The organism is Streptomyces sp. NPDC101191 (assembly GCF_044767915.1).
Classification (GTDB): Bacteria; Actinomycetota; Actinomycetes; order Streptomycetales; family Streptomycetaceae; genus Streptomyces.
Window position 1 is genome coordinate 265,000 of sequence record NZ_JBIWOU010000006.1, and the last position, 16,644, is coordinate 281,643.

A 16,644-nucleotide genomic window follows, 5' to 3' on the forward strand; every position below is an offset into this window, starting at 1 on the left:
TCGGGCTCCGCCTCCGGGCGGAGACACATCCAGCAAGCATCGACGCAGAAGATCCTGACACCGGGGTAATCCGTGAAAAAGCTCTCCGCACGACGACGCCATCCGCTGGCGGCGGTCGTCGTCCTACTCCTCGCGCTGGCGGCAACTGGGGGGCTGTACGCCGCGTTCGCGCCCGCGGGCACGGCGAAGGCCGATGAAACCGCCCAGTCCCTCGCCATCGAGGAGGGCCAGAAGCTCTACGCCGTCGGCTGTGCCAGCTGCCACGGAACCGGCGGTCAGGGCACCTCTGACGGCCCGTCCCTGGTAGGCGTGGGTTCGGCGGCCGTGGACTTCCAGGTCGGCACCGGCCGCATGCCGGCCCAGCAGCCCGGCGCCCAGGTCCCGAAGAAGAAGGTCATCTACTCGCAGGCTGAGATCGATCAGCTCGCGGCGTACGTGGCTTCTCTCGGTGCCGGCCCCATCACGCCGAAGGCAGGCCAGTACAGCCCTGAGGGCGCCGACATCGCCAAGGGTGGTGAGCTGTTCCGCTCCAACTGCGCCCAGTGCCACAACTTCACCGGTGAGGGCGGCGCTCTGACCTACGGCAAGTACGCCCCGTCCCTCGAGGGCGTGGACCCGAAGCACCTCTACGAGGCCATGCAGACGGGCCCGCAGAACATGCCGTCCTTCCCCGACACCACCATGCCGGAGAAGCAGAAGAAGGACATCATCGCCTACGTCCAGGCCGTGAACAGCGACAAGGCCGACAGCCCGGGTGGTCTCAAGCTCGGTGGCCTCGGCCCCGTCAGCGAGGGTCTGTTCGCGTGGATCTTCGGTCTGGGCGCGCTGATCGCAGTTGCCATCTGGGTCGCGGCCCACACCGCTAAGGCCAAGAAGTCATGAGTAGCCAAGAGAATCCAGAAGAGAACCTGCCGACCGAGCAGGCCACCGCGCACGGCGCGGTGAAGGTCGCCGACGACCCGTTCGCCGACCCGGGCCTCCCGCCCCACAAGCCGCGCATCCAGGACATCGACGAGCGGGCCGCTCGCCGGTCCGAGCGCGCGGTCGCGTTCATGTTCACGCTGTCGATGCTGGCCACGATCGGCTTCATCGCCTCGTACGTGATCTTCCCGGTCGACAAGATCGTGTACATCTGGCCCTTCGGCCGGGTGTCCGCGCTCAACTTCGCCCTGGGTCTGACCCTCGGCGCGGCCCTGTTCTTCATCGGCGCGGGCGCGGTCCACTGGGCCCGCACCCTGATGTCCGATGTCGAGGTCGCCGACGAGCGTCACCCGATGGAGGCGTCGCCGGAGGTCAAGGCGAAGGTCATGGCGGACTTCGCGGCCGGTGCCGCCGAGTCCGGCATGGGCCGTCGCAAGCTGATCCGCAACACGATGTTCGGTGCGCTGGCCCTGGTGCCGCTCTCCGGCGTGGTGCTCCTGCGTGACATGGGTCCGCTGCCCGAGAAGAAGCTGCGCTCCACCATGTGGGCCAAGGGCAAGCTGCTCATCAACATGAACACCAACGAGCCGCTGCGTCCCGAGGACGTCGCGGTCGGTTCGCTGACCTTCGCGAAGCCCGAGGGCCTCGAGGAGCACGACCACGACTTCCAGGTCGAGATCGCCAAGGCCGCCCTGATGATCGTCCGGATCCAGCCGGAGGACATCAAGGACAAGCGCGAGCTCGAGTGGTCGCACGACGGCATCGTCGCCTTCTCGAAGATCTGCACCCACGTCGGCTGCCCGATCTCCCTGTACGAGCAGCAGACGCACCACGTGCTCTGCCCGTGCCACCAGTCCACCTTCGACCTGTCCGACGGCGCCCGTGTCATCTTCGGCCCGGCCGGCCACGCCCTCCCGCAGCTGCGGATCGGCGTGAACGACAAGGGCTTCCTCGAGGCGCACGGCGACTTCGCAGAGCCCGTCGGTCCTGCCTTCTGGGAGCGCGGATGAGCACTGTGACCAATACGCAGAAGAAGGCGCCCGCCGGTGAGCGGGTCGCCGACTGGGCCGACGGCCGCCTGGGGATCTACACGCTGGCCAAGGCCAACATGCGGAAGATCTTCCCGGACCACTGGTCCTTCATGCTGGGCGAGGTCTGCCTCTACAGCTTCCTCATCATCATCCTGACGGGCGTCTACCTGACGCTGTTCTTCCACCCGTCGATGAACGAGGTGGAGTACGTCGGACCGTACGTCCCGCTCCAGGGACAGCTGATGTCCGAGGCGTTCAACTCGACCATGCACATCTCGTTCGAGGTGCGCGGTGGTCTGCTCATCCGGCAGATCCACCACTGGGCGGCGCTGATCTTCCTCGCCGGCATGTTCGTGCACATGATGCGCGTGTTCTTCACCGGCGCGTTCCGCAAGCCGCGTGAGATCAACTGGCTGTTCGGCTTCCTGCTGTTCTTCCTGGGCATGTTCACCGGCTTCACCGGTTACTCGCTCCCGGACGACCTGCTCTCCGGCACCGGTGTGCGCTTCATGCAGGGCGCGATCCTGTCCGTCCCGGTCGTCGGCACCTACCTGTCGATGTTCCTGTTCGGCGGCGAGTTCCCCGGCGGCGACTTCGTGGCCCGGTTCTACTCGGCGCACGTGCTGCTGCTCCCGGGCATCATGCTCGGCCTCGTGGTCGCGCACCTCATCCTGGTGTTCGTCCACAAGCACACGCAGTTCGAGGGCCCCGGCCGTACGAACAAGAACGTCGTCGGCATGCCGCTGCTGCCCGTGTACATGGCCAAGGCCGGAGGCTTCTTCTTCCTGGTCTTCGGTGTCATCGCGGTCGTCGCGGCCATCGCCTCGATCAACCCGATCTGGGCCATCGGCCCGTACCGCCCGGACCAGGTGTCCACCGGCGCCCAGCCCGACTGGTACATGGGCTTCGCCGAGGGTCTGATCCGTGTCATGCCGGGCTGGGAGATCAACCTGTGGGGCCACACGCTGGTCCTCGGCGTGATGATCCCGCTGGCGATCTTCCCGGCGGTGCTCGCCGCGATCGCGGTCTACCCGTTCATCGAGTCCTGGATCACCGGCGACAAGCGCGAGCACCACATCGCGCAGCGCCCGCGCAACGCTCCGACGCGCACCGCCTTCGGTGTCGCCTGGATCACCGCGTACATGATCATGCTCGTCGGTGGTGGAAACGACCTCTGGGCGACGCACTTCCACCTGTCGCTCAACTCGATCACCTGGTTCGTCCGGATCTTCTTCTTCCTCGGACCGGTCATCGCGTTCATCGCCACCAAGCGGATCTGCCTCGGCCTGCAGCGCCGGGACAAGGACAAGGTGCTGCACGGGCGCGAGTCCGGCATCATCAAGCGCCTGCCGCACGGTGAGTTCGTCGAGGTCCACCAGCCGCTCAGCCAGGGCGAGCTGTACAAGCTCACGGCGCACGAGCAGTACGCGCCGGCCGAGCTGCCGCCGACCGTCGACGAGAACGGCGTGGAGCGCAAGATCGGCCGTATGGAGAAGCTCCGGGTCAAGCTCAACAAGGGCTACTACGGCGACGACAACCAGGTCGCCAAGCCCACTTCCGAGGAGTACAAGGAGATCCAGAGCGGCCACGGCCACCACTGATCACCTCTGACCTCCTGAAGTAGGTCGCCACGGCGAGAGCCCCGTCCATTCGATGGACGGGGCTCTTTGCCGTTCCCGGAGATCGATAGGGTGGGAGGCAACCCTTGCAGTCCGTACGTACACCTCAGGAGCGACCATGAGCGCTGTGAACCCCGCTGGAGGCGACACCGCGGCGGGCCGCTCCTGGCCCGGCGTCCTGAACGCACTCCTCGGCCGGCAGGACCTCAGCAGCGAGGCCACCGCCTGGGCGATGGACACCATCATGAGCGGCGAGGCGACCGACGCGCAGATCGCCGGCTTCGCGGTCGCCCTGCGCGCCAAGGGCGAGACCGTCGAGGAGCTGACGGGTCTGGTCCGGGCGATGTACGCGCACGCCAACCTGATCGAGGTGCCCGGGCCGAGCGTGGACATCGTCGGCACCGGCGGCGACGGCGCCAAGACCGTCAACATCTCCACCATGTCCGCGATCGTCGTGGCCGGCACCGGCGCGAAGGTGGTGAAGCACGGCAACCGGGCCGCCTCCTCCGCCTCCGGGGCCTCCGACGTCCTGGAGAAGCTCGGCGTCAATCTGGAGCTGACGCCCCGGCGGGTGGTCGAGGTCGCCGAGGAGGCCGGCGTCACCTTCTGCTTCGCGGTGAAGTTCCACCCGGCGCTGCGGCACGTGGCCGCCGCCCGCGGCCAGCTCGGCGTGCGCACCGTCTTCAACTTCCTGGGCCCGCTCACCAACCCGGCCCGGGTCAGGGCCCAGGCGACCGGTGTGGCCGACGCCCGGATGGCCCCCATCATGGCGGGCGTGCTCGCCGAGCGCGGCTCCTCCGCCCTGGTCTTCCGCGGCGACGACGGCCTGGACGAGCTCACCACCACGGCCACCTCGACGGTCTGGGTGGTCCGGGACGGCACCGTCCGCGAGGAGCGCTTCGACCCGAGGGACGTCGGCATCGACCTGGTCCCGGTGGAGGCGCTGCGCGGCGCGGACGCCTCGTACAACGCGGACGTGGCCCGGCGGCTGCTCGCCGGTGAGACCGGACCGGTCCGGGACGCGGTGCTGCTCAACTCGGCGGCGGCGCTGACGGCCCTGGAGCCGGGCGAGGGCACCCTGGCGGAGCAGCTGCGGGCGGGCATGGCGAAGGCCGCCGAGGCCATCGACTCGGGCGCCGCACGGCGGGCCCTGGACCGGTGGGTGGCCGCCAGCAACGCCTGAGGGTCCGTGTGAACGCCGTATGGCGACCCCGTCCCGGATGCCGGGACGGGGTTGCGTCGTCGTGATCGACTGGCATAGGTTCTGTACCAGGTCATGAGTGACAGCGACAAAGCCCCGGCTGGCTGTCCGGCAACCCTCCGTCCGTGGCGGGGTGCCCCGGGTGAAGACCAGGCCGTACGAGCAGAAGCCTGCGGCAAGCGCGGACCCCTGCGCACAACCCTGGGGTCCTTGGTCCTCTAGGGAGCAGTGTCTCGTGAGCAAGCGAATGCGTTAGGGCCTCCGGCCCCCTTCTCCATCACCACCCGTACGCGGCACCCTTCTTCGCGCTGCCGTCGCGCGGGCCTCGTCACGCCATTTCGCGCCCCTTTTATGCCGGGAGATACCGTCATGTCCGCACGCCCGAACGCCGCCTCCGTCGCCACCGCCCCGTCCGCCGCCTCCGCCTCCGCCGACTCCGACCCCTGCTGCGACGCTCCGCTGCCGGTCCTCGGCCGGGACGTCACGGTCCCGCTGGTCACCGGCGGCGAGGTCACCTACGCGGCGCTCGACTACGCGGCCAGCGCGCCGGCCCTGCAGCGCGTGTGGGACGACGTCGCCGCGTACGCCCCCTACTACGGCAGCGTCCACCGCGGCGCCGGGTACCTCTCCCAGCTCTCCACCGACCTCTTCGAGAACAGCCGGACCACCGTCGCCGAGTTCCTCGACTGCCGCCCCGGTGACCAGGTCGTCTTCACCCGCTCCACCACCGACTCGCTCAACCTGCTCGCCCAGGTGATCCCCGCCGACTGCCAGGTCTTCGTCTTCGAGACCGAGCACCACGCCTCCCTGCTGCCCTGGCGGGACGCCCGGATCACCTATCTCGACGCGCCGCGCACGCCGCGGCAGGCCGTCGAGACCCTGGAGCGCGCGCTCGCCGACCGCGACCCCCACGGCCCCGCCCTGGTCTGCGTCACCGGCGCCTCGAACGTCACCGGCGAGCTCTGGCCGGTGCGCGAACTCGCCGCAGCAGCGCACGCGCACGGCGCGCGGATCGTTCTGGACGCCGCCCAGCTGGCGCCCCACCACCCGGTGTCCGTACGGGAGTTGGACGTCGACTGGGTCGCCTTCTCGGGTCACAAGCTGTACGCCCCGTTCGGCTCCGGCGTACTCGCGGGGCGCGCCGACTGGCTCCAGGACGCCGAGCCCTATCTCGCCGGCGGGGGAGCCTCCCGCACGGTGGCCCGCCGGGCCGACGGCGGTGTGGACGTGGAGTGGCACACCACCGCGGCCCGGCACGAGGCCGGCTCGCCCAACGTCATCGGCGTCTACGCCATCGCCTCCGCCTGCAAGGCGCTCACCGAGGCCGGCTTCGACTCGCTCGTCGCCCGCGAGCGGCACCTGATCGCCACGGTCCGCGAGGGCCTCGCCGAGGTGCCCGAGGTGCGGGTGCTCTCCCTCTTCGGTGACGACGCCGAGCGCGTCGGCGTCATCTCCTTCGTCGTGAACGGCTGGAACAGCTCCCACTTCGCCGCCGCGCTCTCCGCCGAGTACGGCATCGGGGTCCGCGACGGCCTGTTCTGCGCCCACCCGCTGGTGCGCACCCTGCTCGGCAGCGACCCGCAGGACCCGGGCGAGTGCGGCGCCCCCGAGGCGGCCCCCGGCGAGAGGTCCCTGAACGCGATCCGGGTGAGCTTCGGTGCCGGCACGCCCGACGAGCACGTGGAGCGCTTCGTCGGCGCGGTGAAGGAGCTGGTCCGCGAAGGCGCCCGCTGGAACTACCGCACCGAGGACGGCCGCTGCGTCCCGGACCGCGGCTGATCTGTCCCTCGTACGGGTGAAGCCGGCCTCCCGCGGGGGAGGCCGGCTTCACCGTGCGTGCGGTTGCCCTACGACTCCAGGCCGATGGCGAAGGCCGCGTCCAGCTCGTGCTGGGAGTAGGCGCGGAAGGCGACGTGCGTGTCGGTGCCCTCGACGCCCGGGATCTTGGAGATCCGGCCGGGGATGATGTCGGCCAGGTCGTCGTGGCGCCCCACCCGGACCATGGCGATCAGGTCGTAGGTGCCGGTGACCGAGAAGACCTCGCTGACCGAGTCGATCGCGGCGATCGCCTCGGCGATCTCGGGGATCCGGTCCACGCTGGTCTTGATGAGCACGATCGCGGTGATCACGGCTGGCTTTCTCCCTCGGTGGCCGCGGCTGGTGGTTTCACTCTATCCGGCCGTCTGTAGCGCGCCCACGCGTAGAGGAACCCGATGCCGAACCCGACCACGTGCGCCAGATACGCCACCCCCGGCCCCGATCCCGCCGAGCGCGCCGCCAGCCACTGGAGTGCGAACCAGAAGATCAGCACGATCCAGGCCGGGAAGCGCAGCGGCAGGAAGAAGAGGAACGGGAACAGGCTGGTCACCCGGGAGCGCGGGAAGAGGTAGAGGAAGGCCCCGAGCACCCCGGAGATCGCGCCCGACGCCCCGACCAGGGTCTGCTCGGCGTCCACCTGGTCGAAGTGCGCCGCCGCGTACCCGAGCAGCGCGAGGGAGCCGCAGCCCAGATAGAACAGGCAGAAGCCGGCGGCTCCCATCCGTTCCTCGGCCATCGCCCCGAAGACGTACAGGAACAGCATGTTCCCGAGCAGATGCAGCCAGCTGCCGTGCACGAAGAGGGCGGTCAGGGGGGTGAGCAGGGCCCGCGGTTCGCCCTGCGCGAGGTCCGCCGGGATCACGCCCCAGCGCTGGAAGTACGCGCTCTGCGCCGCGAGCAGGGTGTCCCCGGTGCCGTAACCGGGGTTGAGCCCCGACACCGGGCCGGCGGCGAACAGCAGCACGCAGGCGGCGATGAGTCCGTAGGTCACGGTCGGCCCGTTCCGGGCGCCCCGCCAGGCGCCGAGGGCCACGCCCCGCCAGTCGATCATGGACAGATCATGGCGTACCGGGCCCCACCTGGACAGAGCGCCTCGCCGTGACACGGGAGACCCGGGAGGCCGTAGGGTTGCGGGCAGTACTCCCGCAGTTCGACGGCGCACCGCGGGCCCGTTAAGCCTCGTACGGAAAGAGGACGGCACGATGACGACGGTTCCCCTGCCGACCGCCGAGACCCGCTGGCGCTGCACTCTCTGCGGCAACCTGACCCGCTTCGACGTGACCCGCTCGTCCAAGGTCGTGGAGTACGTCCATCTGGACCTCGCCGGAGAGCCCAAGGTGGAGGAGCGCGAGGTGGTCAGTGAGACCATCGAGTCGGTCCGCTGTCGCTGGTGCAACGCGGTGGATCAGATCGAGTTGGTGGACAGGCCCGGCGCCGCTTCCTGAGAAGCGGCCCCACGAGGGCGACGACAGGGAGAGGGGTGACGGATCGTGGAGCAGCCCGCGCACGGTGATCAGCCGGCGGGTCCGGCGGACGACCCCGCCGAGGCGCTCGACCGGCCCCTGCCCGAAGCCGTCCGCCGGAAGGTCGTCGCGCTGGTCGCGGACGCCTTCGGCGGCCTGGCCGTCTCCGAGCTGCCGGCCCCGCTGCGGCAGTACGCCCGCTTCACCGCCTCCCGTCGGGCCAAGTTCGCCGGGAACGCGATGGCGGCCGCCCTGGAGGGTGATCCGCTGTTCCGCCAGCGGATCGGCGAACGGTTCAAGGAGTCCCAGCCCGAGCTCGCCGGCGCCGTCGAGACCGGCACCGCACCCGGCGCCGCCGACCCCGTCGACGTCGCCGCGGCCGCCTACGTGCTGCGCCCGGCCGGCTGGGGCAAGCTCGTGGCCGCCGCCGGCGAGGAGGCGCAGCGCGCCGACGCCGAGCGCGCCGACGAGGCGAGCCGGCGCGAGCTGGAGCGCCTGCGCGAGGAGGTCGCGGGCGCGAAGGAACGCGCCAGGGCCGAGACCGAGCAGCTGCGGCACGACCTGGAGGCCGCCCGCAAGGAAGCGGAATCGCTTCACCGGAAGCTGCGCAGCGCCCAGAGCGACGTCAAGCGCGGCGAGGCGGCGCTGCGGCGCGTCCAGGCCGACATCGACGCCGCGAAGGCCGAGGCCGCCGCGCAGGTGTCGGCCGCCGAGAGCGAGACCCGGCGGCTCAAGTCCCGGCTCGGCGAGGTGGAGGCCGCCCTGGAGGCCAGCCGGCGGGCCGCCCGCGAGGGCCGCTCCGTGGAGGACATGCGCCTGCGGCTGCTCCTGGACACGGTGCTGGACGCCGCGCAGGGGCTGCGTCGCGAACTCGCCCTGCCCCCGGTCTCGATGCACCCGGCGGACACCGTGGATGCGGTGGAGCCCGGCCGGATGTCGCCGAAGGACATCGCGGCCCGCGCCCTGTCGGAGACCGACCCGGCGCTCCTGGACCAGCTGCTCGAACTGCCCCAGGCGCATCTGGTGGTCGACGGCTACAACGTCACCAAGACCGGCTATCCGACGATGCCGTTGGAGAAGCAGCGGCTGCGGCTGCTCGGCGGTCTCTCCGCGCTCGCGGCCCGCTCCGGCGCGGAGATCACCTGTGTCTTCGACGGGGCCGAGCTGGCGGCGCCGGTGCTCCTGGCCCCGCCGCGCGGCGTGCGGGTGCTGTTCTCCAAGCCCGGGGTCACCGCCGACGAGTTGATCCGTCAGCTGGTGCGGGCGGAGCCGCCGGGGCGTCCGGTGGTCGTGGTCTCCACCGACCGCGAGGTGGCCGACGGGGTCGCCAAGTCCGGTGCGCGGCCCGTCGCGTCCGCCTTGTTGCTGAAGCGCCTTTCGCGTCTCTCGTGACATCTCGTCACGCACATCCCGATTGCCCGTTTTCTGGTCCGCAGAGGGTCAAGTGGCCACTACTGCCCGTGGGGTGCACGTAAATAATGTGTTGAGTGAGCGAGATTTTGGCCCTCGGGATTTGAACTGATCACAAGATGGTCACTAGGGTCGGGGCTCGAACCTTCGCGCGGTTGATCATCCATCGGGGATATCAGCGTGGGTCCCGCCTGCCGTCGCCCGGTCGGCGGCTCGAGGAAGAAGGAGCTCGCCCCCGTGGCGTCCCACCGTCGTCCCAAGCAGCCGAGCCGCACCCGTGTGACCGTGCTCACCGCGACCGCCGCAGCCGCCGTCGCGCTCACCGCCCAGACCGGTGCCCAGGCGGCACCGAAGCCGAAGATCGACGAGGTCAAGTCGAAGGTCGACAAGCTGCACCACGAGGCCGAGGAGGCCACGGAGCAGTACAACCTCGCCGAGGAGCGCCGCGAGAAGCTCCAGAAGGAGATCGGCGCCCTTCAGGACAAGGTGGCCCGCGGCCAGCAGGAGCTCAACACCCTGCGCGGGCAGATCGGTTCGGTCGCCACCGCGCAGTACCGCTCCGGCGGCATCGACCCCGCGCTCCAGCTCTTCCTCTCCTCCGACCCGGACACCTACCTCGACAAGGCGTCCGCGATCGACCAGCTCGGCGCCAAGCAGGCCGACGTCCTGCAGTCCATCCAGGCCAAGCAGCGCACCCTCGCCCAGGAGCGGGCCGAGGCGACGACGAAGCTCGCCGACCTGGAAGACGTCCGCAAGACGCTCGCCGAGAAGAAGAAGAAGTTCCAGGGCAAGCTCGCCGACGCCCAGAAGCTGCTCAACACGCTGACGGCCGCCGAGCGCGCCAAGATGCAGCAGGACGAGCAGCGCGCCAGCCGCGCCGCCGGCGACCGCGTCGACCTCGGCAACGAGGTGCCCGCCTCGCAGCGCGGCGCCGCCGCCCTCAACGCCGCCGCCACCCAGCTCGGCAAGCCGTACGTCTCCGGCGCCGAGGGCCCCAACTCCTACGACTGCTCGGGCCTGACCCAGTGGTCGTACCGCCAGGCCGGCGTCCGCATCAGCCGCACCACGTACACCCAGCAGAACGACGGCGTGAAGATCGGCCGCAGCCAGCTCAAGCCGGGCGACCTGGTCTTCTTCAACGGCCTTTCGCACGTTGCCCTGTACGCGGGCAACAACACCATCCTGCACGCCCCGAAGCCGGGCGCGGTGGTCCGCTACGAGTCCATGGACTACATGGGCACCTTCCAGTTCGGCGTCCGCATCTGACGCGACGCGAACCGCCCGGCACCCACGGGCACCCCGCGAACCGCCCTCCGAACGGGTGGTTCGCAGGATCGCGAACTGACCTGACGCCCCGCCGGTGACCTTGTGGTCTCCGGCGGGGCGTCACTTTGTGTGCCCGGCGCCTTCGTTGGACGCGGAGTGATCAGCGGCTACTGTCTGCCGCGCCAGTCCGTCGAACCGAACGGAGCGCGATCCGTGGCGTCCCACCGACGACCCGCCAGGGTCACCGTCCTCACCGCAGCCGCGGCCACCGCGGCCACGGCCCTCGGTGCCGTCCCCGCGCACGCCGACCCCGGTGACGCGGCCCAGCGCACGCTGACGACGCGGTCCACCGTCGACCGCCTCTTCGAGGAGGCCGAGCGGGCCACCGAGAGCTACAACCGGGCCGACGAGAAGGCCGACCGGCTGCGCCGGACGGTCTCCCTGGCGCAGGACAGCCTCGCCCGCGGCCAGGAGCGGATCAACCGCATGCGTGGCGCGCTCGGTTCGGTGGCCGGCGCCCAGTACCGCTCCGGCGGCATCGACCCGGCCCTCGCCCTGCTGCTCTCCTCGGACCCCGACAGCTATCTCGACCGGGCCTCCGTCCTCGACCGGGCCGCCGCCCGCCAGGGGGCCGCCCTCGGTGAGCTCCAGCGCGAACTGCGCGAACGTGCCCAGGAGCGCGCCGAGGCGGGCCGCACGCTCGCCGAACTGGAGCGCAGCCGGGCCGAGGTGGCCCGCCACAAGCGCACCGTCGAGGGCAAGCTCGCCGAGGCCCGCCGACTGCTCGCCTCGCTCACCGCCGAGGAGCGGGCCGGCTTCGACCGCGCCTCCCGCTCCGGCCGCGAGGCCCTCGGCGAGGAGCTGCCGCCGCTCGGCGACCTCGGCCCCTCACGCGCCGCCGCCGCGGTGATCGCCGCGCGCAGCGCCATCGGCCGGCCCTACGTGTGGGGCGCCACCGGGCCGTCCGCGTTCGACTGCTCGGGCCTCATGGTCTGGTCGTACCGTCAGGCCGGCATCGCGCTGCCCCGGACCTCCCAGGCCCAGCGCAACGCCGGGCGCCGGATCCCGCTCTCCCAGGCGCAGCCGGGCGACCTCGTCACCTACCGTGGCGACGCCAGCCACGTGGCGATCTACGCCGGCAACGGCCAGGTCATCCACGCCCCCTATCCGGGCGCGCGGGTCCGCTACGACCCGGTGAACATGATGTCCCACGTGACCGTGACCCGGGTCTGAGACCTCCGCCGGGGTTCCCCCGTACGATCGGGGGCGTGGCAGGTCAGGGCGGTGGAGCGGCGCGCGGCGCCCTCGTGTGCCTGCTGACGGTGCTGTCGGCCCTCGCCGGGTGCGCCGCCCCGGCCCCGGAACGCCCGGCCGCCGCCGAGGTCCAGCGGCTGCTCGACCGGCACGCCGGAGCGCTCCTCGCCCGCGACGAGGCGGCCTACCTCGCCGACCTCGACCCCGCCCTCGTCCCCGCCGCCCGCACCGAGTTCGGGCGCCTCGCGGGGATCCCGCTCGGCGGCTGGAGCTACCGCGTCACCGACGTGGACCCGGCCGGCCCGGGGCGGGCCACCGTCGAGGCCGACCTCGGCTACCGCATCAAGGGCTACGACTCCGGCCCCGCCACCACCCGGCGCGTCCTGGATCTCACCGAGCGGGACGGGCGCTGGTACGTCACCGGGGACCGGGCCGCCGCGGGGGCTCCGCAGCAGCTGTGGCAGCAGGGCGAGGTCACGGCCGTGACCGGCCGCCGCAGTCTGGTCCTCGGCGTGGGCCAGCGCCCGGAGCGCCTGAAGGAGATCGCGGACGCGGCGGACCGGGCGGTGCCCGCCGTCGGCGAGGCCTGGCCCTCGCCCTGGGCGGGCCGGGTCGTGGTCCTGGTCCCGGCCTCGGTGGACGCGATGGGGAGGCTGCTCGGCGCGCCCGCGGCCTCGTACCGCGGGATAGCGGCGGTCACGACCGGCGAGGTCGGCGGCGGCCCGACGGCGCCCGCGGACCGGGTGATCGTCAACCCGGACGCGTACGGGGTGCTCGGTGCGTTCGGGCGGGGCTTCGTGCTCACCCACGAGACCACCCATGTCGCCACCCGCACCCAGACCACCCGGGCCACCCCGGTCTGGCTGTCCGAGGGCTTCGCCGACTGGGCCGCCTACCGCGGCACCGGCCGCACCGCCGCCCAGGCCGCCCCCGAACTCGCCCGCGCGGTCCGGGCCGGCGAGGGGCCGGCGGAGCTGCCGGACGACAAGGCGTTCGCCTTCGGCGGCGACGCGGACGCGCTGGCCCGCGCCTACGAGAGCGGCTGGCTGGCCTGCGCGCTGATCGCCGACCGCTGGGGGGAGGCGAAGCTCACCGCGTTCTACCGCGCCGTCGGCGCCCACCCGGCCCGCGCGGGCGCGGTCGAGAAGGCCCTCGCGGACGTCCTGGGCACCACCCCCGAGGAGTTCACGGCCCGCTGGCGGACGTATCTGGCCGAGCGGCTGGGCTAGGCCGTCTCGTTCGGATCTCTCCGGGTTCGCGGCGCAGGGGTCCCGGCGTAGGGGTCGCGGCGTAGGGTCGCGGCGCCCGGCCCAGGTCCTCGCGGTCAGGGACGGTCGGGCCCGGGTGCGGCGGACGCCCCCTCGCTCGCCGCGGCCCGCCGGTCCAGGTCGTCCAGGGTCTCGGCGAGCCAGGCCTTCTCCTCCGTGCCGGTGGCGCGGGCGATCCGGAGCATCCCGCGCCGGAACGGGTCGGGCTCGTCCTCGGCGCGGACCGGGGCGCCCTCCGCGTAGAAGAAGCTGGCCGGCGCGTCCAGGAACGCCTTGCGGCGGCGCAGCACGGCGGCCTGCTCCGCCGGGCCGGGGAGCAGGCCCAGGAAGGCGAGCAGGGTGAAGAAGCGCTGGCCGTCGGTGATCTCGGCGTCCTTGGGGGAGCGCAGCCGCGCGAGCAGCTCCGCCCGGCCCGCGTCGGTCAGCGAGAGGGTGCGGCGCGGGGCCGCGCCGGCGCCCGGTTCCGTGTGGCTGTCGACCAGGCCGTTCTTCACCAGCCGGGTGATCGCGGGGTAGAGCGCGCCGTCGCTGACCGGGCGGACGTGGCCGCTCAGGCCCTGGATGCGCTCCTTGAGCTCGTAGCCGTGCAGCGGCCGCTCGTAGAGGAAGCCGAGGATCGACAGCTCCAGCACCGTTCTGCTCCTTCGCACTTGTCGGGTCCGTCGCACTTGTCGGGCGCCCCGACGGCATGCTACCTCTTTTCGAGCTACCTCGAATCGAGGTACAGCGAAACGAGGGGGATCCATCCATGAGTGCCGACACCCTGACCGCCGCCGCGCACCGCGGCACGCTCGTCCGGCTCGCCGGGCCCGTCTACCTCGAACTGCTCGCCGGAGTCGCCGCCGGCGTCATCAACATGGTCTGGGTCGCCCGGCTCGGCGGGGCCGCCGTCGCCGCCGTCGCCGTCGCCACCAACGTCGAGAACCTGCTGCTCGGCGTGGTCCTCATGGCCGCCTCCGGCACCACCGTGCTCGTCGCCCGGGCCAGGGGCGCCGGCGACCCCGGCGCGCTGCGCTCCGCCGTACGCGGCGGAGCCGCCCTCGGCGCCGTGCTCGTCCCGCCGGTCGCCCTCGGCGGGTACCTGCTGCGCGACCCGCTCGCCGCCCTGCTGCTCGGCGGCTCCGGCCACCCCGCGCACGGCCTCGCCACCGCCTACTTCGCGATCTCGCTCCCGGGCACGGCCGTCTTCTTCGCCACGACGGTCCTGGACGGCGTTCTCAAGGGCACCGGCGACACCCGCACCCCCATGCGGCTCGCCTTCCTCGCCAACGGGCTGATCCTCGTCCTCGACCCGTTCCTCGTCCACGCCCACGGAGTGCGGGGCGCCGCCGTGGCCACCGTCATCGGACGCACCGCGGCCCTCGCCGCCGGACTCCTCGCGCTGCGCCGCAACGCGCACCTGAGGGCCGCCCGCGCGGTCCACCCGGCCGGCGGCACCGCCGCCGCCCTGCGCCGCACCGCCGCCCTCGGCCTGCCCATGTCCGTCGACTTCGTCGTCCGCATGGCTGGCGCGCTCGCCCTCGTCTCCGTCGTCGCCCGGCTCGGCGTCACCGAGATCGCCGCGTACGGCATCGCCACCAAGGCCATGTGCGTCGCCACCATGGCCTTCTACGCCGTCCGCCAGGCCGCCGCCATCCACACCGCGCACCTCCTGGGCGCCGGAGAGGACCGGCGCGGGGCCGTCGGCCGGCAGGCCCTCCTCCTCGGCGGGCTGCTCGGCGCGGGCGCGGCCGTCCTGCTGCTGCTCGCCGCGGGTCCGGTGATGCGCGGCTTCGGCGCCGAGCCGGCCGTCGCCGGGGCAGGCGCCCTGTTCCTGCGCTGCCTCGGCCCGTACCTGCTGCTCATGGCCGGGTTCATCGCCCTCGCCGGGGTCTTCGAGGGCAGCGGCGACTCACCGAAGCTCGCCCGGATCACCGTCGCCGGCGTGCTGCTCCAGCTGCCGCTCGCCCACGCGCTCTCGGGCGTCCTCGGGCTCGCCGGGATCTGCCTGGCCATGGCCCTCGCGATGGCCGCCCAGTGCACCGCCCTCGGCGTGCTGCGCCGCCGGACCGCACGGGCCGCGACTCAGGACGAGACCGGGACCCGGGACTTCTCCCTGTCCGCCTGAGCCGGGATCCGCACCGGGCCCAGCGCCTCGAGCCGCGGCTCCGTGACCGTCTGCCGCCACAGGATCCGGCAGGCGGAGACGGAGGCCGCGACGAGCAGTCCGTTGCGCACCAGGAGCAGCGCGATGCCCAGCGGGTCGCTGTGCGAGACGTGCGAGAACCACACCGGGAACTCGAACTGCGTGACGGCCGTCGCCCACAGCACCAGGTACGCGGGCCGGCGCATCCGGCTCGCCCGGTAGACCAGGCACACGGCGGCGAGGCCCACCAGCCAGATCATGTACTGCGGGCTGATCACCCGGCTGGTCGTCGTGAACAGCAGCACCGCCACGAAGGCCGCGTCCGCCGTGGTCGTCGTCGTGTGGCGGCGGGCCCGCAGCCGCCACACGAGCAGCCAGCCGAAGGCGGCGATCGTCAGCAGCATCGCCGCCGTCGACACCACGGGGACGCCCGGGCCGAGGAACTCGATCGAGCCGAAGTTCATCCGCGCCTCGCCCGGCCAGCCGAAGTGCCGGGCCACGTGGAAGACCAGCGCGCCCAGCGACTCGACCTCGGTGCCCCGGTCCCGCTGGAAGCCCAGGAAGGCCAGCGCGCCCGGCGCCGCCAGGACGCACAGCGCGAGCACACCCGCCGCCGCGCCCGTGGCCGTGGCCCAGGACCGGAAGGTGGCCCGGCCGCGTGCCGTCCCCGCGAGCACCAGCACCGGCCAGACCTTCAGCGTCGCCCCGAAGCCGGCGAGCGCGCCGAGCACGGCCGGGCTCCGCAGCGCCGCGAGCAGGCCCGCCACCGCCACGGCCGTCACCATCAGGTCGTACCGGGAGTACGCGGTCGGGCCGAGCAGCGGCACCCCCGCCAGCCACAGCCACGCTCCGCGCATCGAGCGGCTGGGGCGCCGCCCCGTGTACACGAGGAGGCCGAAGACGACCGCGTCGCAGAGCAGCGCGCACACGAAGAAGGCCGAGGTGTAGCCGAGGAACGGCATCAGGGCGGGAGCGAGGATCGCCAGCGCGGCGGCCGGCGGGTACTGCCAGGTGACGTCGTCCAGCGGATAGGTACCGGTCCTGAGGACCTCGTACCAGCCCTGGTAGATCTCCTCGACGTCGCTGGTGACGTCCGGGCCGGGAATGACCACGACCTTGAAGACGCACAGCAGGATCAGGACGCGGGTCAGGGCCCACAGACCTATCGGCTTGCGCAGACCGTCGTGCGACACCGTCCCCACCGCGCCCGTCATACCTGACCTGTTCCTGTCCTGTCGGTCCGCCGGGGCGGAGGTGGTGGTGCCGGG

General features: G+C 72.2%; 15 protein-coding genes and 1 riboswitch. Of the genes, 11 read left to right on the forward strand and 4 right to left on the reverse strand.

Annotated features, from left to right (window positions below; translation table 11 throughout):
- The first annotated feature begins 72 nt into the window (after positions 1-72).
- The 5 genes from ACIRQF_RS24245 to ACIRQF_RS24265 all read left to right on the forward strand — a co-directional run bounded on the left by ACIRQF_RS24245 (position 73) and on the right by ACIRQF_RS24265 (position 6,551).
- Entirely contained in the window at positions 73-882 is an 810-nt protein-coding gene (locus ACIRQF_RS24245) for a c-type cytochrome (RefSeq protein WP_389751045.1), read from the forward strand.
- Entirely contained in the window at positions 879-1,931 is a 1,053-nt protein-coding gene (locus tag ACIRQF_RS24250) for a Rieske 2Fe-2S domain-containing protein (protein WP_404094947.1), read from the forward strand. The genes ACIRQF_RS24245 and ACIRQF_RS24250 overlap by 4 nt, the downstream gene beginning before the upstream one ends.
- The gene (locus ACIRQF_RS24255) at positions 1,928-3,553 is read left to right on the forward strand and encodes a cytochrome bc complex cytochrome b subunit (RefSeq protein ID WP_382484380.1); all 1,626 of its coding nucleotides are present in this window, start codon (positions 1,928-1,930) and stop codon (positions 3,551-3,553) included. The genes ACIRQF_RS24250 and ACIRQF_RS24255 overlap by 4 nt, the downstream gene beginning before the upstream one ends.
- Before the next feature lie 136 nt (positions 3,554-3,689).
- Complete coding sequence (gene trpD / locus ACIRQF_RS24260; protein ID WP_376629266.1) at positions 3,690-4,754, forward strand: anthranilate phosphoribosyltransferase; 1,065 nt, start codon at positions 3,690-3,692, stop codon at positions 4,752-4,754.
- An 89-nt stretch (positions 4,755-4,843) separates the two neighbouring features.
- A riboswitch (SAM riboswitch) is annotated at positions 4,844-4,960 on the forward strand.
- A 181-nt stretch (positions 4,961-5,141) separates the two neighbouring features.
- Complete coding sequence (locus tag ACIRQF_RS24265) at positions 5,142-6,551, forward strand: aminotransferase class V-fold PLP-dependent enzyme (protein ID WP_382484377.1); 1,410 nt, start codon at positions 5,142-5,144, stop codon at positions 6,549-6,551.
- Between the two features lie 68 nt (positions 6,552-6,619).
- Here ACIRQF_RS24265 and ACIRQF_RS24270 read toward each other — a convergent pair whose 3' ends face one another.
- Both ACIRQF_RS24270 and ACIRQF_RS24275 read right to left on the reverse strand, forming a co-directional pair.
- Positions 6,620-6,901: an Lrp/AsnC family transcriptional regulator gene (locus ACIRQF_RS24270; protein WP_376629270.1), complete on the reverse strand. Its 282-nt coding sequence runs from the start codon at positions 6,899-6,901 to the stop codon at positions 6,620-6,622.
- Complete coding sequence (locus ACIRQF_RS24275; protein WP_404094951.1) at positions 6,898-7,641, reverse strand: rhomboid family intramembrane serine protease; 744 nt, start codon at positions 7,639-7,641, stop codon at positions 6,898-6,900. The genes ACIRQF_RS24270 and ACIRQF_RS24275 overlap by 4 nt, the downstream gene beginning before the upstream one ends.
- A gap of 151 nt (positions 7,642-7,792) precedes the next feature.
- On the opposite strand from ACIRQF_RS24275, the gene ACIRQF_RS24280 reads away from it, so the two are divergent.
- From ACIRQF_RS24280 to ACIRQF_RS24300, 5 genes are all read left to right on the forward strand, one after another.
- Entirely contained in the window at positions 7,793-8,035 is a 243-nt protein-coding gene (locus tag ACIRQF_RS24280; RefSeq protein ID WP_128976779.1) for a hypothetical protein, read from the forward strand.
- A gap of 45 nt (positions 8,036-8,080) precedes the next feature.
- A complete protein-coding gene (locus tag ACIRQF_RS24285; RefSeq protein WP_382484371.1) occupies positions 8,081-9,445 on the forward strand; it encodes an NYN domain-containing protein in 1,365 nt (454 codons plus the stop codon).
- A gap of 255 nt (positions 9,446-9,700) precedes the next feature.
- Positions 9,701-10,729 carry an NlpC/P60 family protein gene (locus ACIRQF_RS24290; RefSeq protein ID WP_389751042.1) on the forward strand — a complete coding sequence of 343 codons (1,029 nt, stop codon included), beginning with the start codon at positions 9,701-9,703 and terminating at the stop codon, positions 10,727-10,729.
- A 213-nt stretch (positions 10,730-10,942) separates the two neighbouring features.
- Positions 10,943-11,962 (forward strand): NlpC/P60 family protein, encoded by a 1,020-nt coding sequence (locus tag ACIRQF_RS24295; RefSeq protein ID WP_404094955.1) that lies wholly within the window; start codon positions 10,943-10,945, stop codon positions 11,960-11,962.
- Positions 11,963-11,997: 35 nt separating this feature from the next.
- Positions 11,998-13,212, forward strand: a complete 1,215-nt coding sequence (locus ACIRQF_RS24300) for a hypothetical protein (RefSeq protein WP_404094957.1) — start codon at positions 11,998-12,000, stop codon at positions 13,210-13,212.
- A gap of 95 nt (positions 13,213-13,307) precedes the next feature.
- Here the strand turns inward: ACIRQF_RS24300 and ACIRQF_RS24305 are convergent, their stop codons facing one another.
- Entirely contained in the window at positions 13,308-13,883 is a 576-nt protein-coding gene (locus tag ACIRQF_RS24305; RefSeq protein WP_376629281.1) for a PadR family transcriptional regulator, read from the reverse strand.
- A gap of 116 nt (positions 13,884-13,999) precedes the next feature.
- Between ACIRQF_RS24305 and ACIRQF_RS24310 the strand changes: the two genes are divergently transcribed.
- Positions 14,000-15,358 carry an MATE family efflux transporter gene (locus ACIRQF_RS24310; RefSeq protein ID WP_404094961.1) on the forward strand — a complete coding sequence of 453 codons (1,359 nt, stop codon included), beginning with the start codon at positions 14,000-14,002 and terminating at the stop codon, positions 15,356-15,358.
- On the opposite strand, the gene ACIRQF_RS24315 is transcribed toward ACIRQF_RS24310, so the two are convergent.
- Positions 15,316-16,590, reverse strand: coding sequence for a glycosyltransferase 87 family protein (locus tag ACIRQF_RS24315; protein ID WP_389751035.1), 1,275 nt, complete (start codon positions 16,588-16,590; stop codon positions 15,316-15,318). The two genes, ACIRQF_RS24310 and ACIRQF_RS24315, sit on opposite strands and share 43 nt — an antisense overlap.
- Positions 16,591-16,644 lie beyond the last annotated feature (54 nt).